22 protein-coding genes are annotated in these 24002 nt (G+C 47.5%); 7 read left to right on the top strand and 15 right to left on the bottom strand.

Going from position 1 to position 24002, the window contains the following annotated elements; genetic code table 11:
* Nucleotides 1-30 precede the first annotated feature (30 nt).
* From P304_RS0109475 to dnaN, 5 genes are all read right to left on the bottom strand, one after another.
* Nucleotides 31-597 (bottom strand): manganese efflux pump MntP, encoded by a 567-nt coding sequence (locus P304_RS0109475; RefSeq protein ID WP_027390353.1) that lies wholly within the window; start codon nucleotides 595-597, stop codon nucleotides 31-33.
* Between the two features lie 94 nt (nucleotides 598-691).
* Complete coding sequence (locus P304_RS0109470; RefSeq protein WP_027390352.1) at nucleotides 692-1948, bottom strand: acetate kinase; 1257 nt, start codon at nucleotides 1946-1948, stop codon at nucleotides 692-694.
* Between the two features lie 23 nt (nucleotides 1949-1971).
* A complete protein-coding gene (pta, locus tag P304_RS0109465; RefSeq protein WP_027390351.1) occupies nucleotides 1972-2970 on the bottom strand; it encodes a phosphate acetyltransferase in 999 nt (332 codons plus the stop codon).
* 109 nt (nucleotides 2971-3079) lie between these two features.
* Nucleotides 3080-4117 carry a DNA replication/repair protein RecF gene (gene recF / locus P304_RS0109460; protein ID WP_027390350.1) on the bottom strand — a complete coding sequence of 346 codons (1038 nt, stop codon included), beginning with the start codon at nucleotides 4115-4117 and terminating at the stop codon, nucleotides 3080-3082.
* Between the two features lie 9 nt (nucleotides 4118-4126).
* Nucleotides 4127-5251, bottom strand: a complete 1125-nt coding sequence (dnaN, locus tag P304_RS0109455) for a DNA polymerase III subunit beta (protein WP_027390349.1) — start codon at nucleotides 5249-5251, stop codon at nucleotides 4127-4129.
* Between the two features lie 346 nt (nucleotides 5252-5597).
* Here dnaN and rbr point away from each other — a divergent pair, with 346 nt between their 5' ends.
* Nucleotides 5598-6191 carry a rubrerythrin gene (gene rbr, locus P304_RS0109450; protein WP_027390348.1) on the top strand — a complete coding sequence of 198 codons (594 nt, stop codon included), beginning with the start codon at nucleotides 5598-5600 and terminating at the stop codon, nucleotides 6189-6191.
* Between the two features lie 51 nt (nucleotides 6192-6242).
* Here rbr and P304_RS14945 read toward each other — a convergent pair whose 3' ends face one another.
* Genes P304_RS14945 through P304_RS0109420 form a run of 6 tightly spaced genes read right to left on the bottom strand, consistent with a single transcriptional unit; the run spans nucleotide 6243 to nucleotide 12738 of the window.
* A complete protein-coding gene (locus tag P304_RS14945) occupies nucleotides 6243-8141 on the bottom strand; it encodes a GGDEF domain-containing protein (RefSeq protein WP_051321572.1) in 1899 nt (632 codons plus the stop codon).
* Between the two features lie 2 nt (nucleotides 8142-8143).
* Nucleotides 8144-9856, bottom strand: coding sequence for an ATP-binding protein (locus P304_RS0109440; RefSeq protein ID WP_027390347.1), 1713 nt, complete (start codon nucleotides 9854-9856; stop codon nucleotides 8144-8146).
* Entirely contained in the window at nucleotides 9853-10527 is a 675-nt protein-coding gene (locus P304_RS0109435) for a response regulator (protein WP_027390346.1), read from the bottom strand. Before P304_RS0109435 ends, P304_RS0109440 begins: the two co-directional genes overlap by 4 nt.
* Nucleotides 10505-11191, bottom strand: coding sequence for a phosphate signaling complex protein PhoU (gene phoU / locus P304_RS14940; protein WP_034765004.1), 687 nt, complete (start codon nucleotides 11189-11191; stop codon nucleotides 10505-10507). The genes P304_RS0109435 and phoU (P304_RS14940) overlap by 23 nt, the downstream gene beginning before the upstream one ends.
* A gap of 9 nt (nucleotides 11192-11200) precedes the next feature.
* Nucleotides 11201-11965, bottom strand: coding sequence for a phosphate ABC transporter ATP-binding protein (locus tag P304_RS0109425; protein ID WP_027390345.1), 765 nt, complete (start codon nucleotides 11963-11965; stop codon nucleotides 11201-11203).
* Nucleotides 11962-12738: a PstC family ABC transporter permease gene (locus tag P304_RS0109420; RefSeq protein WP_027390344.1), complete on the bottom strand. Its 777-nt coding sequence runs from the start codon at nucleotides 12736-12738 to the stop codon at nucleotides 11962-11964. Before P304_RS0109420 ends, P304_RS0109425 begins: the two co-directional genes overlap by 4 nt.
* Before the next feature lie 261 nt (nucleotides 12739-12999).
* Between P304_RS0109420 and P304_RS0109415 the strand changes: the two genes are divergently transcribed.
* From P304_RS0109415 to phoU (P304_RS0109390), 6 genes are all read left to right on the top strand, one after another.
* The gene (locus tag P304_RS0109415) at nucleotides 13000-13980 is read left to right on the top strand and encodes a PstS family phosphate ABC transporter substrate-binding protein (RefSeq protein ID WP_027390343.1); all 981 of its coding nucleotides are present in this window, start codon (nucleotides 13000-13002) and stop codon (nucleotides 13978-13980) included.
* A gap of 27 nt (nucleotides 13981-14007) precedes the next feature.
* Nucleotides 14008-14283: a hypothetical protein gene (locus P304_RS0109410; RefSeq protein WP_027390342.1), complete on the top strand. Its 276-nt coding sequence runs from the start codon at nucleotides 14008-14010 to the stop codon at nucleotides 14281-14283.
* A 136-nt stretch (nucleotides 14284-14419) separates the two neighbouring features.
* Nucleotides 14420-17029: an ABC transporter permease subunit gene (locus P304_RS16930; protein WP_027390341.1), complete on the top strand. Its 2610-nt coding sequence runs from the start codon at nucleotides 14420-14422 to the stop codon at nucleotides 17027-17029.
* 12 nt (nucleotides 17030-17041) lie between these two features.
* Entirely contained in the window at nucleotides 17042-18826 is a 1785-nt protein-coding gene (gene pstA / locus P304_RS0109400; protein WP_051321571.1) for a phosphate ABC transporter permease PstA, read from the top strand.
* Between the two features lie 51 nt (nucleotides 18827-18877).
* Nucleotides 18878-19762 (top strand): phosphate ABC transporter ATP-binding protein PstB, encoded by an 885-nt coding sequence (gene pstB, locus P304_RS0109395; protein ID WP_152514522.1) that lies wholly within the window; start codon nucleotides 18878-18880, stop codon nucleotides 19760-19762.
* 69 nt (nucleotides 19763-19831) lie between these two features.
* On the top strand, nucleotides 19832-20518 hold the full coding sequence (gene phoU, locus P304_RS0109390) for a phosphate signaling complex protein PhoU (RefSeq protein WP_027390338.1): 687 nt from the start codon (nucleotides 19832-19834) through the stop codon (nucleotides 20516-20518).
* A gap of 43 nt (nucleotides 20519-20561) precedes the next feature.
* Here the strand turns inward: phoU (P304_RS0109390) and miaB are convergent, their stop codons facing one another.
* From miaB to P304_RS0109370, 4 genes are all read right to left on the bottom strand, one after another.
* On the bottom strand, nucleotides 20562-21881 hold the full coding sequence (miaB, locus tag P304_RS0109385) for a tRNA (N6-isopentenyl adenosine(37)-C2)-methylthiotransferase MiaB (RefSeq protein WP_034765000.1): 1320 nt from the start codon (nucleotides 21879-21881) through the stop codon (nucleotides 20562-20564).
* A 100-nt stretch (nucleotides 21882-21981) separates the two neighbouring features.
* Complete coding sequence (locus tag P304_RS0109380) at nucleotides 21982-22992, bottom strand: carboxysome shell carbonic anhydrase domain-containg protein (RefSeq protein WP_051321580.1); 1011 nt, start codon at nucleotides 22990-22992, stop codon at nucleotides 21982-21984.
* Between the two features lie 157 nt (nucleotides 22993-23149).
* Nucleotides 23150-23719 (bottom strand): outer membrane beta-barrel protein, encoded by a 570-nt coding sequence (locus P304_RS0109375; protein WP_027390335.1) that lies wholly within the window; start codon nucleotides 23717-23719, stop codon nucleotides 23150-23152.
* Nucleotides 23709-23999: a hypothetical protein gene (locus P304_RS0109370; protein ID WP_027390334.1), complete on the bottom strand. Its 291-nt coding sequence runs from the start codon at nucleotides 23997-23999 to the stop codon at nucleotides 23709-23711. The genes P304_RS0109375 and P304_RS0109370 overlap by 11 nt, the downstream gene beginning before the upstream one ends.
* Nucleotides 24000-24002: the final 3 nt, after the last annotated feature.

Genomic DNA, 24002 nt, shown 5'->3' with positions numbered 1-24002 from the left:
TTGGCGTTGAGTCAGCGAAAATAACAATGCCTATCCTTCAAGCAGTATTTTGAACCCAATAGCAATAAGAATCAATCCTCCGATAAATTCCATCCGATTTTCACCACTGTGGCCAAATCGATTTCCCAAATAAACGCCTGCAATAGACATGATAAATGTGACTATACCGATCACAATAGCGGGATAAAAAATATCCACGTTGAGTAAAGAAATCCCGACGCCAACAGCTAATGCATCAATACTGGTTGCTATCGCTAAGGCAAAGAGGCGAAATAATGAATGGAATTTCGCCTCATCAGTAACTGGGCAGCTATCATCGTTTGTCTTTTGCCATGATTCCCATATCATTTTTGTCCCGATGGCGGCTAACAGAAAAAAGGCCACCCAATGGCTATAACTTGATATTGATTCGCGAAAATTCAAACCCGCCAAATACCCTATGATAGGCATAATAGCTTGGAATCCACCAAAAAGCAGTGCAACACGCAGTGCATACTTGATTTGGAAACACCGTGCGGTAAATCCGGTAGTGATACTTACCGCAAAAGCGTCCATCGCAAGGCCGACGGCGATCAAAAAAACGGTTGCGGTATCCATCGATGCTTGCTCCATAAAAAAACGGGAGCGCTTCTGCGCTCCCGTTAGCTTGTATAAACTCTGAAGGTGAATGTCCAATAAAATACGCGTTGGGTTAAAAATCAGCTTTAGTAAACGTGTACGCGTATTCAGTATGATCACAATAGGTATTATTGATAATCCCTACAACGTCTTCTACAAATACCAATTCTTCATTGGTTGGAATAACAAAAACACGAATGGCAGAATCTTTCAACGATATTTCTGTTTCACCAGATTTACTGAAAGTTTTTGCGTTCAGCGCGAAGTCGATTTTAATTCCAAGGCAATCTAAATCTTCCAAAACCTTTTGACGAATTGCCCCGGCATTTTCGCCAACACCAGCGGTAAAGACAATCGCATCAACACGGCCAAGAGCTGCGGCATACGCACCGATATATTTTTTCAGGCGATACGCTTCCATTTCGATAGCGAGTTCGCACAACTTATCGCCAGCTGCGGCTGCTTCGATAACATCACGACGATCAGTAAACTTGCCAGTGATGCCCAATATACCGCTTTTTTTATTCAGCATATTATCGACATCTGTCGGGGTTATATTGAGTTTATTGGCGATAAACAGCGGAACGGCTGGATCAAGATCACCGCTACGCGTTCCCATAATGGCACCTTCCAGAGGTGTTAACCCCATAGAAGTATCGTAACTTAACCCATTTTTAATGGCGCACATAGAAACGCCATTACCAATATGTAAGGTAATAATATTGCATTCGCGGGCTGGTTTTCCTAGACGAACTGCCGCGCGTTTGCTGACGTACAAGTGCGAGGTGCCATGAAAACCATAACGACGGATACCGTGTTCACAATACAGTGTGTTTGGGATGGCATACATAAACGACTTTTCTGGCATCGTCTGGTGAAAAGCCGTATCGAAAATAGCTATCTGAGGCACGCTTGGCATAATCGCCTGTGCGGCACGGATACCAGAGAGGTTTGGTGGGTTGTGCAGCGGTGCAAGGTCTTGCACGTCTTCAATGGCCTGAATAACATTGTCGTCAATGAGCACAGAACGGGTGAATTTTTCGCCACCATGTACCACGCGATGTCCAACAGCGCTGATACTCCCCATATCAGCAACGACTTTTCCATTCCCAGTAGTCAATGTTTTCACAATCAAATGAATCGCACTTTCGTGGTTTGAGCATTCGTATTCTTCACGCAAAGTATCCTGACCCGGCACTTCATGAATAATAAATGAATCACCAATACCAACGCGTTCTACAACACCTTTGGCTACAACGCTTTTTTTGTCCCAATTAAATAGCTGGTATTTAACAGACGAGCTTCCGCAGTTCAGTGCAAGTATATCCATCGGCAACCTCTCTTTCTTTCGTATTATTTCATTGATTGAACAGCAGTTATAGCCACTAAATTCACAATATCCATTGCTTTACACCCGCGTGAAAGATCATTCACTGGTTTTGCTAATCCCTGAATAATCGGGCCGATAGCTTCGGCTTTGGCAAAACGCTCAGTGAGTTTATATCCGATATTCCCCGCATCGAGTGTTGGGAACACAAGAATATTTGCTTTTCCGGCAACAGCACTGCCAGGTGCTTTTCTTTCGCCAACTGATGGAATGAGGGCAGCATCGGCTTGCAGCTCACCATCAACGGACAATTCCGGAGCATTTTTACGAATAATTTCGATAGCACCACGAACTTTATCGACATCAGCGTGTTCAGCGGAACCTTTTGTAGAAAAACTCAACATCGCTATACGCGGTTCAGCGCCTAAAAACGCGCGGCAACTGGTGGCAGTAGAAATGGCAATTTCAGCGAGTTGTGCCTGATCTGGATTTGGATTCACGGCACAATCAGCAAAAAGTACCGCACCATTTTCGCCAAATTGCGGGTTAGATTCGCTATACATAATAAAACAGCTTGATATCGTTTTTATCCCTGGCTGTGTTCCAATGACACGGAGTGCGGCACGCAGAACGTCACCTGTAGTATGACAAGCACCTGTAACACAACCATCCGCATCACCAAGATAAACTGCCATAGAGCCATAATAATTAACGTCTTTCATTGATTCTTGTGCTTCTTCGAGCGTTAACCCTTTTGCTTTGCGTTTTTGGTAATACGCATCAACATAGGCGGCATATTTTGGGCTTGTTGCTGGTTCGATAATGGTTATGTCGTGAAAAGCAAAGCCAAGTGTTTTGAATTGATTTTGTACAGTATCAATATTTCCGAGAAGAACAACATTGCTGATTTTTTCGTCAGTAATAATGCGAGCTGCTTCCACAGTGCGAGGATCTTCGCCTTCAGGCAGAATAATTGTGCGTATATTCCCCTTCGCTTTCGCCTTAAAATTATCAAGAGTACTCATGGGCTTTCTCCTTTGCTTTTATAAATTTGTATCTATATACACGCTGATTTTCGGGCGAAGTATAGCATATATGGGGAGTTTGTCAGTGCGCAAAAATGAATTTTTTTCACTAAAATTGTAACGTTTCATTCGTCCGAATTTCAGCAGGGAATGGCGTAGTGGAAGTAACTATCAAAGTGGTCGGAAAGGTGATGAAAATATCGAGTAGCGCTTTGGAGTAAGTGTGATCAAGCCCAGCGCTCATTTCATCAATCAAAATAATTGGAAATGTAGTTTTTGCTTCTTGCATCAGCAGAATTTGCGCTAATTTTAGAATGATAGCGATAAAGCGTTTTTCACCGTATGAAGCATATTTTCCACTATTCATTCCACCATACAAAAGGGTGATCTCTTCACGATGCGGACCAATTGACGTGTATCCGTAATGGAGATCATCGGCTTGTTTTTCGTGAAGATCGTGACGAAACTGCTCATCATCAAAAAAAGATTTTTTTTGACTGGAAGGGAGAAAGAGTTCTATTTTTTTACTCAGAGAAAGCTCTTTTTCGATAGAGTTGAGTTTTTGTTGTAATCGTTCAAAATAGAGAAAACGCTTTTTATATAATGTGGTAGCTGCGGGTATGTATTGATCATCCCAATATGGTAAAGATCTTTGGTCATTTTGCCGCAAAACAGCATTGCGATGCCGGAGAATTTTTTGAAAAAGTGTTAATTCCGATAAATACCCTGCATCATCATAGAAAATACCACGGTCAAAAAACTTTCTGCGCGATGTAGAGGTATTGTCTGTAAGGTTAATATCATCAGGAGTGAGCGAAATAACCGCCCGTTGTTGCAGATATTCCGTCAGGTTTAGTGGAGAAAACCCATTGAGTAAAATATTTTTTTTGTCATGAAAGAGGGCTATTTGCCGAGTCGTGTCGTTTTCTTGTAAAGTTATACAACAAGATTTCTCTTTTTTAGCAATACACTCTTTTAATACATTCGTTCGAAAAGAACGGATATTCGCTACAACGTGAATCGCTTCTAAAAAAGATGTTTTCCCGCTGCCGTTCGCTCCGATAATCGGATAAATGCCTTTTTCGAAAGTGTACGAAAATTCAGGTATATTGCGAAATGCCGCTAATGAGACATGGAAACCATCCATCGTCAGCGATTACAGTCGGTTTGGCATTAAAATATAGTAGGGAAATGGTTTCGTATTGCTTTCAGTCGTTTCCGGTAAAAACATACTGACACTACACCCTTCATTAAAGCGAATTTTTACTTTTTCAAATTCAATATGGTGAATAATATCAGTCAAGTAACGTAAATTAAATCCTACCTCTAATTGACTTTCGCTCGAATTTGATTCGATATCGATAGTTTCTTTTGCGTTTCCGAACTCGGGAGATTGGATAGTTGTAATAATAGAACTATCGGTCGCGGTAAATTTTATTGTTCGTGAAGCGTCATTATTTGAAAAAATTGCAAGGCGTTTAATAGCATCCTTAAACGCTTTGTTATCGAGAACTATTTCAATCGGGCACTCTGTGGGGATGACTTTCTCGTACAACGGGAATTTCTTTTTGAGAATCGTTGTTTTGAGGATGTCATTATTCGTTTTCAGTATCATTGAATTTTGTTCAATAATAATCTCGATATCCTCTTCTGTATCACTGATAACTTTGATGATTTCGGGAATACAATTTCTTGGAATAATAACTTCTTGTTCCTGATGCTCTGTTGTAGGAACAGCGTATACAGCGAGACGATGACCGTCAGTGGCAACCGTTGTTAGCGTATTATTCTGGGTTTTTAGCAACACACCACTTACACCATAGCGGCTTTGCCCTTCGCAAGAACAAAAAACTGTCTTGGTAATTAAGTCGGAAAGTATTTTGGCTGGTACTTTAAATGTAGATGATTCTGTATCTTGTGTGATGTCGCTCTCTGGAAAAAGCGATGCATGAGAGGTAAGGAGTTTGAAATTACTTTTACGACAAATAACTTGAAGCACATTGTCAGTGGACTCAACAATCACAATGTTATTCGGGAGTTCTTTAATCGCTTCGTAAAATTTTTTTCCGTTCGTTAAAATAGAGCCGTTTTCAAGAATATTGGCTGAAATAGTGCTGGTAAGACTGATATTGCGATCAGTACTATGAATCTGTAATTTCCCATCAGTGGCCACTAAGTGGACATTGGTTAAAATATTGTTGGTGATGTTTTTTGAACTACAAATACCCGAAGCCTTAAATAAACCTTTTTCGAGATCTTTTTTTTCTATTTCAAAGCGCATTATTTGATTCTCCCGTGAGTTATAAACGTTCTTTACTATATATTAAGTTATTCATTAAAACAGTAGTAGTAAGAGTAGGTGGTGTGGAAATGTTTATAAATAGTATTTCTCCTGTCTTTATAACCAGATACTTAATTTATTAGCGTGTTGACAGGAGTGTTCTTTTTTCCACAAAACCCACAGGCGTAAAGTTTTCCACAAAATCAAGAGTTATTCACAAGCTTTTCAACAAAATATTCCACTCTTTTTCTACACGCAGTTGTTTACAAGGTTTTCGTTGAGATTGTAAAGGAAAATATGGTAGGTGTTAGGGTAATTATTTAACAAGATGTATCGGAGGTGAGTTATGGCAAAGACACTGGAACAGAGTCGTACACTTGACAACCTTATGAAAGCTTTTGCGGGGGAATCACAGGCACGGATGCGTTACACGTATTACGCATCGAAAGCGCGTAAAGAAGGGTATAATCAGATTGAAGAAATTTTCCTTGAGACGGCTGATAATGAGCGTGCACATGCAAAACGTTTTTACGATGCTATTTTAGATAATATCCTTGAACAACCAGCGATGCTCACAGTAAATGCTGAGTATCCAGTGGCATTAAAAAACACCCTTTTTAACCTGCAGGAGGCAGCAGCAGGCGAAAACGAAGAGTACACAGTATTATACCCTAACTTTGCTGCTATTGCGCGTGAAGAAGGATTTGTTGCTATCGCCACTATATTTACCAACATCGCAAAAGTTGAAAAAGAACACGAAGCACGATATTTAAAATTTGCCGATAATATTTTGAAATCGCAAGTCTTTGAAAGAGACGCAGTGCAACACTGGAAATGCCGTAATTGCGGATATGTAGCTGACGGGTTCAAAGCTCCAGATGTTTGTCCAGCGTGTTTACACCCGCAAGCGCATTTTGAAATCAAAGCCTATAATTGGTAGATATTTCTTTTTCTTGTCTAGTGGGGCAGATCGGTATGTCTGCCCCTTTTGTTATGCTGTCGAATCCGATGACTCCAACACGTAACAACCAATTTCCTGTGCAAAAAATGCGATCCCCTCAGGGGATTTTTTCGCCTTCTTCTTGGTGTCCGCTAGAATTGATGAAATATTATCCAGCGTTATATTCATTTGGTTTTGCTCCGCAAGCATAATAGCGGCACTCACCCGCAGGAGGGTAAAGCTGCACTCCTGCCCACTACGATCGCGTGAATGGTAGCACCCTTGGCGGATCTCTTCTTCGGTGTAAAAAGGGGCGATAGCATCGGTAAACTTCAAGAGAACTTTGGCGACCTGATCCCGGATGTTTTCGGCACTATTCTTCCTTTCTGGTAGCAGTGTCAGTGCCACAAAAAAATCATCGCCGCCTATGTGGCCTACAAACGCCGAGTGGCCGGTAAACGATTTTTTAAGGATATCGGTAAACAGAAGAATGGCCCGATCCCCCTGACGAAAGCCGAAACGGTCGTTAAATGGCTTAAAATTATCAAAATCGAAATAAATGAGGTAATGGTCGTGGTTCGTGTCGCTGAGGCAGGCGACGATATGGTCGTTAATTAAAATATTTCCCGGAAGTTTACTGAGCGGATTCACGTCGCGCGCAAATGCCAAATTCTTCTCGTTTAATGTATTTAACAGAGATTTTGCGGTTAAAAAACCAATATAGCGTTGATTTTCGGTAAGTTGTACCCCTTCGGCTTCGGCATTTTGCGCAAAAATGGAGAGGATTTTTTCGAGTGGCATATGGATATCGGCCACAGGCGAGTCGTCGATATATTTACGCAATGAATGGGTAAACCAGCGATTACACAGCAATTCTTTGCCGTAGGGCGAGTAGATGTACTTTTTAAGGGTTTTTTCACGAATTATCCCCAGTGGTTTGCCCAGTTTGTCAATCACGGGGAGGTAGTTGAATTCTTCGTTTAGGCGCATTCGGGTAAACAGATCTTCCATGGGGGTATGTTCTTCCAATGGCTCAATATGAACCATTTCGCGCAGTAGCAGTGCTTTATCGTTGGAAATATTTCGCCGCTGATTTTCATGAAATTCGCGAATTTTATCGTATTTTACGGCCAATTCACTGACTATTTCGGTGGGATATGCCACTAAATACCCTTGGATAAGGTCGCAACCGATTTCGCGGCACACCGAATATTCATCTTCCGTTTCAATCCCTTCAGCAACCACGGTGACGCCTTGCAAGTGTGCAAGGCTGACGATATGCGAGCAGTAGGATTTCTTTTTAATATCGCTTTGGATGGAGCTAATCAGGAAGCGGTCGATTTTGATAATGTCAGGATCGGAATGATAGAGGAGTTCAAACGAAGCGTGACCAACGCCAAAATCGTCAATGGCAATAGTAAATCCGCGTTGCTTGACCAATTCTAAAACAGCGCGAAATGACGAGGTGTGACTGTAGTTGTAGTGATGTTTTTCGGTTAATTCTAAACAAATGACGGAAGTGGCCACGCCGAGTTCTTCTAACAGTTGTTCAAAAATCCCTGATTGGTAGTTGGGCATTTCAACCACGCGGTGATCGTAATTGTAGAACAGGCGGAGTTTTTGGTGGAACGGGATGTGTAGAAATTTCAGGATTGCTTTACGGCGCAAGGCAATATCAACCGAAAAAAGCACCCCTTCTTGATATGCGGAAGTGAAAAAATGGTCTATTGAGTGAAATCCCGCTTTATTGACACCCCGAATAAGTGCTTCCAACGCAAAAGTACTTCCGGTAAGGGTATTAACGATTGGCTGAAAAGCGTAGTCCGTACACTCGATAGCGCGTTGCCATTTTTGACTCAGCATAAGATCCTCCAGAATCGCTCTGCCCGGTTCGTCGTCTATCGTAAAAATGGTTGCTTGGTTCAGTGTAGATGAGTCGAGTGTGAACATGCTTATTTCTCCCTCAGTCGGATGCGGAAAAGGTTACCGTTGCGGCTCCCTTCGACCACGATAGCGGAACCACGATAGAGTTGAACGATGTGCTTGACGATGGACAGGCCGATGCCTGTCCCGCTAATTGACTGATTGCGAGACTTTGAGACCGTGTAAAAGCGCTCGAAAATCCGTTCCCGTTCTTCGCGTGGGATCACTGGCCCTTCGTCTTCAACCTCAAGCCACACCTGCCCGTCGCGCCGAAAAAGGGCAATGTGAATGTGAGTGCCGCGTGAATATTTTAAGGCATTATCAATGAGATTGGACAGAATACTGAGGAGGTGGTCGTACTGAACCCGTGCCGATTCGAGCGCGATGTTGAAGCAGAGTGAACGGCCATTGTCGAGCCGCCCAAAACGCTCTTGCAGCTCATCGCGCAACTCGCTCATCATTGTTGGCGCAGTAATTTCAAATTGATTGCCTTTGGATTCGAGCTTGCTCAGTTTAAGAATATCGTCAATGGTATCGCTTAAACGGCGCGAACTTTTAAAAACGATTTCTAGAAAGCGCCGTGCCGTTGCTGGTGGCATATCGGGATCGTTCAGAATGGTTTCGGCGTAGCCCATAATCATCGCGAGCGGCGTACGCAGTTCGTGCGAAATATTGCCGACCAGCTCGGCTTTGTATTCTTCGTAACGGGCTTCTTCGGTAACATCAAAAAAAACAATCAACTTCTCTTTCGTCAGGCGGCGGTAGCTCACTTCAAAAATATGTTCTTCGAACAAGAATTTTTCCCAATCTTTTTTGCTATTACTGTCTAAAATTTGCTTGAAAAACGTAATGATTTTAAAATGATTGACGTCGCCCAAAATGTTTGCACCAGCCGGAAGGGAAACGCCGAGGTAGTCTTCAGCTTTTTGGTTGGCGTGGAGGATGGTATTGCGCTCGTCAAGCAGCACTATCCCTTCTTCCAAAATGGCAAAAATATGGTTGAGTTTCGCCTGTTCCGACTCTAATGCCTCTTTTTGTTGCTGCATCGCACGGTAAATGCGGTAGATAAGTTCCACCACGTTCGTCATCGTTTTATCCTGAAAACGGGGAAATTCGATGTCAACATTGCCGGCTTCCACATTTTCCGCAATAAAGTCGAGTTTCTGAATTGGCAGCGTAATTTTTCGCGCGAGGTAGAGGGCAATCAGCGCTACGACAAAAAAACAGAGGATAAAAATAGCGATATGCTGACGGTTCGCTTCGGCACGCAGTTGGTCGAGATAGGTACTGGGATAGGCCAGTCGCAGAATCATCTCACTCTGCGGCAACTTTGCGGCGTAATAAATCATAGCCATCCCAGTCGTGTCGCTATGGCGCAGGGAGTATCCAGTTTTGCGCGCCATCGCTTCGATCACCTCGGGGCGGGCGATATGATTGTCGATGGTGGCGATGGTGCTCGCGTCGTGATGTGATTCGCTGATGACGGTACCGTCGGGAGCAATCAGGGTGATCCGTAGCGAAGTATCGCGGGTAACCTGCTGATGGCGTTGGTGCATTTCCGCATTAAATTCGGTCGGAAAGCGGTCAATGGTCGCCAGAATATTCCATTTATTTTGCATCTCGCGCACCAGTTCCTGGCGTGCGGCGTCTTGTAGTAGGGTGCTGGAAAAAGAAAACACCACCAGCATCACACAGGCAATGGGGAGATAGATGGTAAGGAAAACCTTCCCGAATGATTTCATACGTCGAGGCCGTAGCCTACTTTGGGGACAGAACGGATGATTTTCCCCGCCGCGCCGAGTTTTTTGCGGAGTGAGGAAATGTGAGCATCGACGGTGCGTGTGTAACTGTCGGACTCGTATCCCCAGATGGAATTGAGCAATTGATTCCGATTAAACACTTTACGCGGTTTTTTGATAAAAAGGAGCAGTAGTTCAAACTCTTTGACGGTCAGGGTAACTTCTTCCCCCGCGGCCATCACTTTGTGCATTTCAAGGTCAATCGAAAGGTCGCCATAGCTAAAGAGTTTCCCTTCAGATGTTTGCATACGGCGTAGGATAGTTTCAACTTTTGCGACGAGCACTTTCATACTGAATGGTTTAGTGAGGTAGTCATCGGCGCCTAATTTAAGGCCAGAAACGACGTCCTGTTCGCTGTTTTTGGCGGAAATAATCACCACGGGCAAATTCGTGTGACGGCTATTGCCTTTGACAATCTTCAGGAATTCGAGCCCACCGAGCCCCGGCAGCATCAGATCCAGCAGGATCAAATCGACATCGCCATCTTCCAGGAGAATCAATGCATCATTCGCATTTTCGGCGTTCAAAATTTCGTACTCACCCTCTTTTTCAAGGTTGTACGCAATCAATTCACGGAGTTCCTGGTGATCTTCAACGAGGAGAATTCGGTTCATGTTTCGCTTCCTGCAGTGATTTATGACGTATGTTGCGGCCAGTGACCATAAAAACGACTTGTTCGGCTATGTTCGTAGCATGATCGGCAACCCGCTCCAGCGAGCGGACGATTGACATCAACCAAATCGACCCACGCGTATTGCCAACATCTTCCAGAATATAATTCAATAAGTCGCGCAAGACTTGGGCGTGCAACTGATCGATAAAATCATCCAGTTCAATCACCCGTTCGGCCTGTGCGATATCGCGAGTAAAGAACGCGTCGACGGCGTCCTGAATCATTTTGGAAGCGTGCGCTACCATGATGGGGATATCGACATACGGTTTGATCTGCGGAATTTCGTTCAGATTCGTGATTTCCTTGCAAATATCGACACAGAGATCGCCAATTCGCTCCAGATCGACAATAATGCGCGCCGCCGTCATTACGTAGCGCAAGTCGGTTGCCTTGGGCTGATAGAGCGCAATCGTGCGGACGCAGATGGTATCGATAGCGTTGTCAAGCCGATCGACTTCATCATCGCGTTCAATGACGCGGAGTGCCAAAGCGGTATCGCGGTTGACGAGCGCTCCCAGCGAATCGCGTAGCATTTCCGTAACCGTGAGTGACATTTCGGCAATCAGAGTACGCAGTTCGATGTATTCCTGTTGATGGTATTTCATGTAACTCCTTTAGCTAAAACGCCCCGTGATATACGCTTCGGTCAGTGTATCTTTGGGCATGGTAAACATCACTTCGGTTCGGTTACATTCCACTAAACGGCCTAAATACATAAAAGCCGTGGTATCTGACAGCCGTGCGGCTTGCTGGATATTATTGGTGACCAAAATAATAGTGAGCGATGCTTTGAGTTCCAGCAACAACTCTTCGATTTTTCCGGTAGCGACGGGGTCAAGCGCGCTGGTCGGTTCATCTAAAATCAGGATTTCTGGCTCCATACTCAGGGCGCGCGCAATCACCAAACGTTGCTGCAACCCGAGGCTCAGCATGTGGGGTTTGTGATCCAAGCGATCTTTGCACTCATTCCATAACCCCGTGCGACGTAGCACCGCCTCCATGCGGTCGTCGAGTTCGGCACGGTGGGCGATGCCGCGCATTTTCAGCCCGTGACGCATGTTTTCACGTAATGATTTCGGAAAGAGCACCGGCTTGGGGAAAACCATCCCCAGTCGACGACGGAGCCACGTGCAATCGGTGCTTGGTGCCAGGACGTTGTTCCCGTCATAGCGAATTTCGCCCTGATAGGCGACGTTCGCATAGAGGTCGTGCATGCGATTGAAACAACGCACCAGCGATGATTTGCCACACCCCGAAGGGCCAATAATGGCAGCAATCTCTTTCGGGACAATATCCAGTGAAACGCGGTTGAGCGCCTGCATGGTGCCGTAGTGCAGCGAAAGTTCGTGGGTAGAAAGAATAGGCGCTGTCGCACTCATGGCAACATCCCTTCGCGCGCCAGTATGCGGCGAACTTGGTAGAGCAAAAGCGCACTGCCAAACAATAGCAACGTCGCAAATAAAAACAGCACAGAACTGCTTGTAGAGGCGTTAAAAAATGATACTGGTATTTCATGCAAGTATCCCATCAGCAAAAAAAGCGCCATCACCTCTGCCAGTGCACGCCCCATCGCTAATACAATTCCTGCAATCAGGCCGGTTTGGGCGCTCGGCAGTAACACATCGCGCACCACTTCGGTACGAGTCGCACCTAATGCATAGGCCGCTTCGCGCATTTGCGGATCAATTTTTAAAAATGCTTCCCGCATAGTGGTGGCCATGTAGGGGATCACCATCGCGGCGAGCACAAGGGAGGCGACAATAATATCAAGTTCAGGCAACCCTTCCTGAAAAAGGATGCCGAGAAGCGATACCGGCTCCGGTAAAAAGAGCGCAGCGACTTCAGATGTTTCGCGCGTAAAGGGCTTAAAAATAAATACCACCACCATGCCATACACAATGCCTGGCACAAAGGCCAGTGCTCCCAGCAAGCCTATGAAGGCGCTTCGGACACGCGATGGCGGAAGGAGTTCGCTCAGGAGTAGCGCGATAGCAAGCGAGATGGGTATTGCCAGAACCAATGCGAGGAGGCACGTGAGCACTGAACCGCTGGCAAGCGTCCAAAACGGAGGCGTCGGCGTTTCCGCAGCCAATACGCCCAAAGGGAAAAGCAGAACACTACACAGTGAAGTGGTAGATCGAAGCGCGTTCATGGTGTTTCTATCCTATTAAAGGCAACAATTTCGAGTACGGAACAGAATGTCCAAGGCCTCGTCAATGTATGCGCGCACACTATAATAGATGTCAAAAAAATGTAAAAGAAAAGTCAAGTATGAGGGCGGGCTCGTCTGCCTGCTTTAAAAGTAGGAAAATTTCATTTTACAGAAAATTGACATTTTCTTCGGAACTCCATGACAGCAGGTGTGTTTTATTGCAACCGCTGGCGACAGCAATAATCGCAAGGAGATTCCACTATGTCGAAAAAGATTACGTTTACCGCCCTCGCTCTTGCAGCGGCCACGGTTATCCCTGCCGCCGCGATCGCATCCAGTCTTGTTGATCCAAAACTTCCTTCTTACAAGCCAGTCCAGGGCGTTTCCGGCAGCTTGAAAAGTGTTGGTTCCGACTCCATGAATAATGAGATGACGCTGTGGGCAGAGGGCTTTTTGAAGCACTATCCAAACGTAAAAATCGAAATTGAAGGCAAAGGGTCTTCCACGGCTCCAGCGGCGCTTATTGCTGGTACCGCTCAATTTGGCCCGATGAGCCGCGCCATGAACGGCAAAGAAATTGACAACTTTGAAAAGAAATATGGCTACAAGCCAACCGAACTTGGCACCAGCATTGATATGCTTGCGGTGTATGTGAACAAAGATAACCCCATTGAGTGCATGACGTTACAACAGGTTGATGCGGTGTTTTCTAAAGACCGTCGCGGTGGTCATTCAAGTGACATTACGAACTGGGGTCAGTTGGGTTTGACTGGCGAATGGGCGGATAAACCGATCAGCCTTTATGGTCGTAATGCGGCTTCTGGTACCTACGGATACTTCAAAGAAAACGCGCTTTTCAAGGGCGATTATAAAGATACCGTGAAGGAGCAGCCAGGTAGCTCGTCAGTTGTTCAGGGTGTTGCCAGCGAAAAGTTTGGTATTGGCTATAGTGGTATTGGCTACAAAACGGCTGACGTGAAAACGGTAGCACTGGCAACTGGCCCGAATGCTACTTGTGTTCCGGCTGAACCCGCATTCGCGTACACCGGCGAATATCCACTTGCCCGCTTCCTGTATGTGTATGTCAACCACCAGCCTGGGAGTCAGCTTGACCCGCTGCGCGCTGAGTTCATTAAGTATGTCTTTAGTAAACAGGGACAGGAAGACGTCGTGAAAGATGGCTATTTCCCCGTGTCTAACACGATTGCAGTAGAGCAGCTATCCAATGTCGGTATTAAATAACTTTCAATAGAAAAAGGAGATAATTCAATGAAAAACTCTGTACTTGCTCTCTTAATAGTTCTCTGCATAGCGGGTTTAGCCTTTGCAAAATCTACCCCAGCACCTGAATACGCCAAGGCGGGTTTCGTAACATTTCTTGAAGATGGACGTCTGTGGATTTTGAAGGAAGGATCGAAGGATCTTGCTGATTTTCAGAAAAATGGTGAACTGGCAAAGTTTGTTGTTATCCCTGGTGGCGGACCAAAGGGGATGACCGTGAAGTCGCCTGACAAGGAAATTATCGAAGAATACATGGCGAAGTAACACGCTACGTATTGTGACGAAAACGGGGGCATACGTGCTCCCGTTTTTGCAGTTTTTGCCGAAGGCATTGTTTCGTTCCGCCATAGGTGTGGTGAGATGGAGCAACCGTAATAAATTTATGACAGGACACTATCACATGGCGACTTCTACATTTACCGGCGTCTATCGTAGGCGGAAAACAAGTTTGCGGGTAAAGTTGGCCGAGTTTTTTTCACGACTATTTATCACCATCGGGGGAATTGGGACGGTTTTAGCGGTAGCCACCGTGTTTATCTTTCTTGGCTCCGTTGTTGTTCCGCTTTTTCAGTCGGAAACAGCAAAGCCGCTTGCAACTTTTGGTGCGATGGAGACAACCTCGTCGAGTTTTATCGCGATCAATGAGTACAATACGGTAGGATTTTCCGGTGTGAATAACGGTACGGAACTTGATATTTTCCGTGTTGATACCGGCGCGATCATGAAAAAAGTGTTATTTTTTCCCGATGCAGAACCTACCGCCTATCACTATGACAATATCACCGGAACCGTTACGTATGGCTTTGCCGATGGTTCCGTTGTTTTTGGAGAAATAGGCTTTACGGTCGAATTCCGTGAACAAGAAAGTATCGACGAAGCACTTCGTCATACGCCTGAAGGTGAGTTGATTGTACTGGAAAACGGCTTGGCGGAAAAAACGCCCAGCGGACAGTTTCGCGCGTACACGGTTCGGTATCAGCTTGATGACCCGATTGCCGGAGCGGCGGGTGATTCTATTCTTTTAGTCGACCGCATTGTGCGTGCGAATGGGACGTTGCTGGCGACATTATCGGTCAACGGTGATTTGAATATTAGTTCTGTGACCAAACGGCGCAATTTATTGACGGGCAAAACAACCACTTCGCTGGCTTCAGGCAGTATCCACCTAGAGTATTTTGACAGGAAAGGCCAGCCGGAGTTTCTCTATCTTTCGGAAATTGGCGACACCGTGTATGTCATCTGGAAAGATGGCCACGTGGTGCGGATAGATTCGCGTATCATCGAAGCTCCAGTGATTGCCGAAGAGCTGGAGATGGTTGGCGATTCGAGCCGGTATATTACGAAAGTTGAACCACTGCTCGGGCGTCAAACATTGCTGGTTGGCGATTCTCAAGGGAACGTGACCACATGGTTTCGCATTAAGCCAGATAATGCTACCAGTGCAGATGGTGCCTTGTTGGTGAATGCATCACAATTTGCGGGAAGTGGATCTCCGGTGACAAGCATCATCTCTTCCTACCGCAAACGGATGTTCCTCGCGGGATATGCTGATGGTTCGGTACGGATTTTCCACGTAACGACGGATCGTGAAGTGCTGCATACGAGTATTGGCGATTCGCCGATTCAGGCACTTGCCATTTCACCGAAGAACGATAAATTCGCTGTTTTTAATCAGGAAAAAGGGGTGTTGTTTGAACTTCACGCGCCACACATCGAAGCGACGTGGAAGTCACTTTTTAGCAAAACCCGCTATGAAACTTCGGCAGAGGCAGAGCACGTTTGGCAATCATCAAGTGGTACGGATGACTTTGAGCCAAAGTACGGTTTGATTCCATTAATCTTTGGCACGCTCAAGGCGACGTTTTACTCTATGCTTTTCGGAGCGCCGATTGCTTTGATGGCGGCCATTTACACCAGTGAATTCTTAAATCGCAAAATTCGTGCGCGGGTCAAGCCCGTAGTTGAAGTGATGGCCAGTTTGCCGAGTGTTGTGCTTGGATTTTTGGCAGCACTGACGATTGCCCCTTTTGTTGAGGGATCGGTGCCAGCCGTGCTCAGTGCCTTTCTTACGATTCCGATAGCATTTTTGCTCTGCGCCTACCTTATGCAGTTATTGCCGACAGAAAAAATTATTCGCCTGAGCGAATACCGCTTTTATTTCATTTTTTTGGTTGCCTTGCCGTTGGGAATTTTTCTGGCGAGTGTTGTTGGGCCACTGGCCGAATCGGTCATTTTTTACGGTGATATTAAACTGTGGCTGAATGGCCGTGTGGGCGATGGTTTCCCTGGATGGTTTCTGATGCTCATCCCCCTGAGTGCGATAGCGGTAGCGTTTGGCATGAAGCGGATGAGCGAGTCGTTCAGTGACCGTATCGGTGCGAATACCGAGAACTCGCAGAAGGTTGGCCGCATCGAGTTGTTCAAGTTTTTGGTCGGCTTAGTGCTCACCTTTGCTCTGGCCGCCGCGCTAGCAAAGTTGATTGCTATGGTCGGCTTTGATTCACGTGCCGATTTACCGCTCGTTGGTCAGATCTTTGGCACGTATGTCCAACGGAATGCACTTGTCGTTGGCTTTATTATGGGGTTTGCGATCATCCCGATTATCTACACCCTTGCCGAAGATGCGCTGACCAGTGTTCCCGAACACCTCCGTTCGGCATCGTTAGCAGCTGGAGCAACGCCATGGCAAACGGCGGTGCGGATTATTATTCCAACCGCTATGAGCGGACTGTTTTCGGCGTTGATGATTGGACTTGGACGCGCCGTTGGTGAAACGATGATCGTGCTTATGGCGGCAGGTAATACGCCGGTACTGGAGATGAATCTGTTTAATGGATTCCGCACCCTTTCGGCGAATATTGCCGTCGAGCTTCCCGAGGCCGTCGTTCACAGTACCCATTACCGCACGCTGTTTCTGGCAGCGCTCACCTTGTTTGTCATGACATTCGTGCTGAATACGGTTGCCGAAGTGGTTCGCCAGCGGTTTAGAAAAAAAGCATTTGAACTGTAAGGAGCGCAAGAGATGTCAACGACGAACACGGTAACAAAGGCTCCACTACGATTTGTGAAACGATCAAAAACCTCTTTGCCAGCCTATGGGAACCCTTTGGTGTGGGCAACTGGCGGGGCGCTTGCGCTCTGTATTCTGATGATTGCCGGATTGTTGATACTGGTCTTTGCGGAGGGAGCGAAAACCTTCTGGCCATCTAGAGTGGTGCAGTATGAACTTCACAACGGTACGGTGCATGTCGGCGAAATTACCCGCTCAAGCCTCTATATCCCCAACGATACCGTTCTCAGATCATTGCCGGAAAACCGACGCGAAGCGATAACGAAAATGCTACAAGAAAATGACGGACGTTCGCAGCGGTGGCTGGTGCGTACCGGAAATTTTGAACTGACAAACGAGCACTTTAACTGGGTCAGCGACTTTGAAGTCCAACAAGAGAGCTACCCGGAATGGATGATGACGTTTGAGCGGCAGGAGTGGGGTCGTTTTTACGGTGTACCAAGCACGTTTATCATTGATGGCGAAGTCAAAGCGACGGCGCCGCACGAAATTATCGCCCTTTTTCAGCGCTACCATAGCGAAGTGCGTGACCGTTGGGAGCAGCGTCGGCGCATTGAAAACAAAGAAATCGGCAAAATTAACTACGAATTGGAGCGGATTCGTCTGGAAATGCGCCAAGCTCAAATTAATTACGATGCTCTCGTTCGTCTTGGAATAGGGCACGAAACCCGCGAGTATCGTGCGGCGCGCGACGCTTTGTCTGACGTGAATCAACGGTATGAAGCGCTCCATGCCAGTGCAAATATAAAATATGAAGTGTTTCGCAAACAAATAGCCGAACTGAATCAGGAAAACGCCCGCTATGCCTTGGTGGTCGATACCAGCACTGGGCACCAAAAAACGCTGGCGCTGGCCGATATCGTCCGTGCCTACCCTGCGAACCATGTTGGGACCGGATCGAGAATAGCGATTTACTTGAGTCGCTGGGCGGAATTCCTGTTTGACGATCCACGCGAAGCCAATAGCGAAGGGGGTGTTTTCCCTGCGATTTTCGGCACCGTCGTCATGACCATGATCATGTCGCTCCTCGTCGTCCCTTTTGGCGTTTTAGCCGCGCTGTACCTGCGCGAATATGCCAAACCGGGGCCGCTTGTCAGTACCGTGCGCATCGCCGTTAATAACCTTTCCGGAGTCCCAAGTATTGTCTTCGGGGTTTTTGGTGTCGGTTTCTTCTGCTACTTCGTTGGCGGGACGATTGACTCGATCTTTTTTGAAGCAAAACTCCCCAGCCCAACCTACGGCACCGGCGGGATTTTATGGGCATCACTCACGCTGGCGCTCTTGACATTGCCCGTCGTTATTGTGGCGACGGAAGAATCGCTTTCGGCTGTACCGCGCTCCATGCGTGAAGGGTCGTACGCCTGTGGTGCCAGCAAATGGCAAACCATTCAGCGGATCGTACTGCCCCGCGCGATGCCAGGGATTATGACCGGGATGATTCTCGCGATGGCGCGCGGCGCTGGCGAAGTGGCACCGCTGATGCTGGTGGGTGCCGTCAAACTTGCGCCGGAGCTTCCAGTTGATGGGATTTTCCCCTTCTTCCATTTAGAGCGGAGCTTTATGCACCTTGGTTTCCATATCTTTGACCTTGGATTCCAAAGCCAGAACTCCGAAGCGGCCAAGCCGATGGTGTATTCGACAACGGCGCTGCTGATAGGCATTGTTGCCCTGCTGAACGTAACCGCTATCTGGTTGCGGGCGCGACTGCGGCGTAAATTTGTGGCCAATGTGTTTTAGCCATCGCATCCCAAAGTGACAGACAGTAAAAACGATATACGCGAGGTACCCATGACGACAGCAACGATAGCCGAACCAGTGACCACCACGAATTTGAAAACCAATGTGATCGACGACCGCCTGAAAACCATTGCCAGTGGTGTGTTGGTTGAGCCGGTGATTCACAAAGAAATCAACGAATCGCCCGCGATTCTTGAAGTGAAAAACTTTAACCTTTTTTACGGACAGGCGCAGGCGCTGCATAACATCAACCTGAACGTTCCTGCTGGAAAAGTAACCGCTTTGATTGGCCCTTCAGGATGTGGCAAATCGACGCTGCTGCGCTCCGTCAACCGCTTAAATGACTTAGTCGATTCAGTACGCATTGAAGGGGATATTCTTTTGAACAAAGACTCTATCTACTCGCCCGGTGTCGATGTTATCGAACTACGCAAGCGGATGGGGATGGTGGCACAGAAGCCCAACCCCTTTCCGATGAGTATTTTTGAAAACGTTGTGTATCCGTTGCGTATTGATGGCATTCGCGATAAGCGGGTGCTGGCCGAAGTGTGCGAAAAGGCGCTGCAAGGATCGGCACTTTGGAATGAAGTGAAAGATCGCTTGCACGAAAGCGCCCTTGGCCTTTCTGGTGGGCAGCAGCAGCGGTTATGTGTGGCGCGTGCCATTGCCGCCGAGCCGGAAGTGCTGCTGATGGATGAACCGTGCTCCGCCCTTGACCCGATTGCCACGGGAAAAATTGAAGATCTGATCGACCAATTGAGCGGCAGCTACACGGTGCTAATTGTAACTCACAACATGCAGCAAGCCGCGCGCGTCAGCAAATATACCGCCTTTATGTATCTTGGACAGCTCGTAGAATACGGCACAACGATGCAGATTTTTAGTAATCCCGAGTTGAAAGTAACCGAAGATTACGTGTCAGGGCGTTTTGGGTAATCGTCAAGGTCTCTGTAGGAATGCGTTATTACGACCAAAGAGAGAAATCTGAAAAGAGTGGAGAAAGCTATGTCGATCATTTTTTTGCGTGAAATAGATGGCCTCAAATCCTTAGTCGAAGAGATGTGCACCCTCGTGACCGAAAACTTCGACAATACCGTCAGGGCGATCAACACTCTGGACGTGGCACTCGCGCACAGCGTTATGTTGCGCGACGAAGAGATAGACCGTTTAGAAGTAAGAATCACGGAGGAGTGCTTTAAAGTCATCGCTTTGCATCAACCGGTAGCGACCGATTTGCGCTTTATTATAGCGCTTATTCAATTCAATACGTATCTCGAAAATATCGGTGATCTTTCCGAAGATCTGGCCAGTATGGTTATTTCACTCAGCAAACATCTGCGTGTCACCAGTCCATTTGATATTGATGAAATGTCGGCAAAGGTGAAAAAAGTGCTTGATGCCTGCGTTGACTGCCTGATTCATCTTGACGGCAAGCGGGCGAAAGAGGCCATTGCGCTGGACGATGAAGTTGATGTGATGCACAAAAACAACTACCGCATGGTCAAAGATCAAATTATCCTGAACCCTGACCATATTGAACAAAATATGTACTACCTGAGCGCTTCGCGCTACTTAGAGCGGGTGGCAGATTATGCCACCAATATCGCCGAAGAGGTGGTGTATATTGTGCAAGGTGATATTATTCGCCACGCCAAATTGTATAAAAAACAAGATGGTAAAGGGACATTCTAACGCTCTTTCGGCAGGGGCAGGCGGTGTGTCTGCCCCACGCCAGTTACCGAACGACTTCTCCCGTCATCGAGTACAATTTCACATCGGTAATGCGAACCATAACGAGCGTGCCAATCAGCGCATCGTCACCCGCAAAGTGCACTATCGCATTGGTATCGGTGCGTCCGGCAAGCATCTGGGTGTTGTTTTTTGACCACCCCTCGACCAGCACCGGCAGGGTTTGACCCGCAAACTGCTGCCGCGCGCGTTCTGCAATTTCATTTTGCTTGGCAAATAAGCGATTGAGCCGCTCATTCATCACCTCAAAGGGAATTTGCTCTTCCATTTTCGCCGCTACCGTTTCGGGGCGTGGCGAATAGTTGAACGCAAAGATTTGCGCATATTCGACCGCTTCGACGATGCGCAACGTCTCCTGAAAATCCTCTTCTGTTTCGCTCGGAAAACCCACGAGGAAGTCCGACGAAAGGGCAATGTCGGGAATAGCCGCTTTGAGTTGCGCGACTTTGGCTAAATATTCTGCGGCAGTGTAGCCTCGTTTCATTAAGCCAAGAATGCGATCTGATCCTGCCTGAATCGGCAAGTGGAGATATTTGCAGATACGCGGCAACTTCATGGCCTCTATCAATTCCTCGGTAAAATCTTTGGGGTGCGAGGTCACAAAACGAATACGTACCAGTTCGGGAATTGCGTGCACCAGCCTGAGTAGTTCGGGGAACGTAATGGCCGTGCCTGCGCCATCAAGGCCGCGATAGGAATTGACATTTTGCCCGAGCAACGTCACTTCGCGCACACCAGTGGCGACCAAGCTATGCAATTCATCGAGAATGGCGGCCACAGGGCGCGATTGCTCGCGGCCACGCGTGTACGGCACAATGCAGTAACTGCAAAAGTTATCGCATCCATTCATAATCGTTACGTAGGCGCGCATGGGGTCATCGCGCCGTGCCGAAACTTCATACTCATCAAGCGCATAGTCGTCGATCACGTGCGTGTGCCGCTTGCCAAGCTCCGCTTGGGTAACAAATTCCATAAAGCGGGAGATATTATTCACCCCAAACACAAGGTCAATCAGGGGATTTTTCTGGAGTAGCGCTTCGCGCTGTACCTGAGGAATGCAACCGCAGACCGCAATTTTGTAGTCGGGACGTTTCTTTTTTATCGGGCGTAAGCGGCCAATATCGGAAAAAACTTTTTGCTCCGCTTTCGCACGCACGCTACAGGTATTAAAAACAGCCATATCCGCCGCTTCAGGCGTCTCGACGAGGGCGATGGAATGTTCGGCCAAAATCCCTTTGATGCGCTCGGAATCGTGGACATTCATCTGGCATCCGTAGGTCTTTATGTATACTTTTTCGATTTTCACAGGTTGAAAGTTCCTTTTACGAATAGAGTGCTGACGAAAGCTTCAGCGGCCTGGCAGCATAGCCTTAATTGACATTTGCATCAAGCACGTCAAATGAGATTTACTCAATCAACTCCAACCCTCGCGTATTCCAGTTCAGCACCGCCGTGCGCACCACCATTTTGCGTGCCAGTTCGGGGTAGTCAGACGCGATCACCTTCGCCGCAAACTGCGACAAAAAGCGCGACTTGAGTGTGGCGCGCGCGCGATCAACCCCCATCTCCTGATACGGTGCCGATGCCAGCAGTAAGAATCCATCATTGGGAATTCGCCCCTTTGACATATTGGCACTGATGATTCCCGCCGCTTTTTGAATCGGGTCAGCTAGATCCGGGCTATACGGGCCAATAATCAGGGCGATATTGGGGATGTGCAGGAAGTCAAAACCACGACCAATGCAGATGATCCATTCGCGATGTTCGATATCCAGCGTCCGTGCCGTCTGTCGCATCTCCTGAATATGCTCCAGATTACCGATTAACAGTGGGAGCAGATCGCGACGGATAGAGGCCGGCATGTCGGGCAGGAGTGTTTGCAGGTGGTGCGGCAGGCGCGCAATGTTGGCATCGTCCCACGTACCGAGATTGAGCACAGCATCGCCGATGCCGTGAATGATCAGGGCGTCTTCGTCGGTTTCAAAGCCACAGACGAGTGGATAGACGGTCTGGTGCAGTGTGCCGAAGGTCTCTTCGACCTGCGCGCGAATTTCGTAGGCGTGACGGATGGCCGCTGCCATATCGCACTGAAAGCCAGCACAGCCGCGCGATTCTTCCCCTTGAGAAAAGTGGTAAGTAATAAAGATCAGCGAGCGGCGCCCTGCGGCTACGGCTTCCTGCACCATATGCGTCAACACTTCGCCCAAATATGGCCAGCCAAGGTTAAACATACCGCCAAGGTTACGCAAAGGCCGAAAAATGCCGAGCGGCGTTCTCGTGGCATAGGGAATATGAATGCGCCCGTCCATGCACTTCAGGACGATCAGTTGTGTCGTGTGTTCGGCAAGGTAGCGTTCGCGGGCGAGCGAGGCCTCTGGACTACAAAAAGTTTCTGAGTGGGAACGACTGTGCGTCATCAGCCATTCGATCCGCTCTGCTATTGGACGGTTATGGATTTCCACGGGCAGCTCCAGCGGTAAATTCCGTCCAATAGAACGGTGGTTTAATTATGGGCAATTTATCCCGTGTTTGCAATTCCTGTTTTGAGAATATGGTAGAAACAAAAGTCAAAAGTCAAAAGCGAATGCCAATACCAATCGTCGAGCCAGAGATATTCTCGACTTTCATGCGGTGCGCCCCTGTGCTGACACTGCACTCATCCGTATTGATATAACGCCAGCCAAGCTCCCCAAACACATGTGGGGCGAGGGGAATCAAAAGACCCGTCTGCAGGCCGTAGGTGCCACAATGGTTCCCCTTGTTTTGATACTCCGACCAGACTCTTATTTGCCCGACATTTATGCCGATGTATGGCGTGAATAGGCTGGTTGATTGCAGTGGGTGCAGGTAATTGAGGTGAGCGCCGTACAACTTGGCATCAGCATTTTCCCATGTCGTGCTGTCATATCCCAGTCCCGCTTGCCAGCGGGTAGCGGTATATCCAGCACTCGCTCCCCAGATATGGCTGTGTCGGCCGCTTTCCCGCATAAACCCCGGCTGGCCATATTCGGTGGTGCTATGGCTATAGGTGTAGTGACCTTTGACGAACCATCCCTGAAGGGGATGGTTCGTATCTTGAGCGAAAGTTGTGTTGCAACAAGTAGCGAGGAGAAAAGCAAAGAGAAGTGTTTTATTATTGAACACTGTAAGCTCCTTTGAGTAGGGTAGCGCTGCCGGAATGCAGTACCACAGTGCGTAAGTCGCTGTTGAGGATATGGGTTACGGTGATGTTGGCCGGACCTTGCGGAACGACGCTGTCGCCCGGCGTGATGGTATACGTGGTGCCGATTTGCATTGATGCGCTGACCGCGCCATCACCCGCTCCCTGGCCGCCACCTCCGCCGCCGCAACCGGCGGTGAAGGTAAGGAGTGCTACAAGCAAACTGAGTAGGGCAAGTGGTGTGCGTGAAGTGATGATTTTCATGGC

The sequence above is a fragment of the Chrysiogenes arsenatis DSM 11915 genome (genome assembly GCF_000469585.1).
Classification (GTDB): Bacteria; Chrysiogenota; Chrysiogenetes; order Chrysiogenales; family Chrysiogenaceae; genus Chrysiogenes; species Chrysiogenes arsenatis.
Note: the sequence above shows the minus strand (reverse complement) of the source record. Positions and strands in the feature narration are given on the sequence as shown.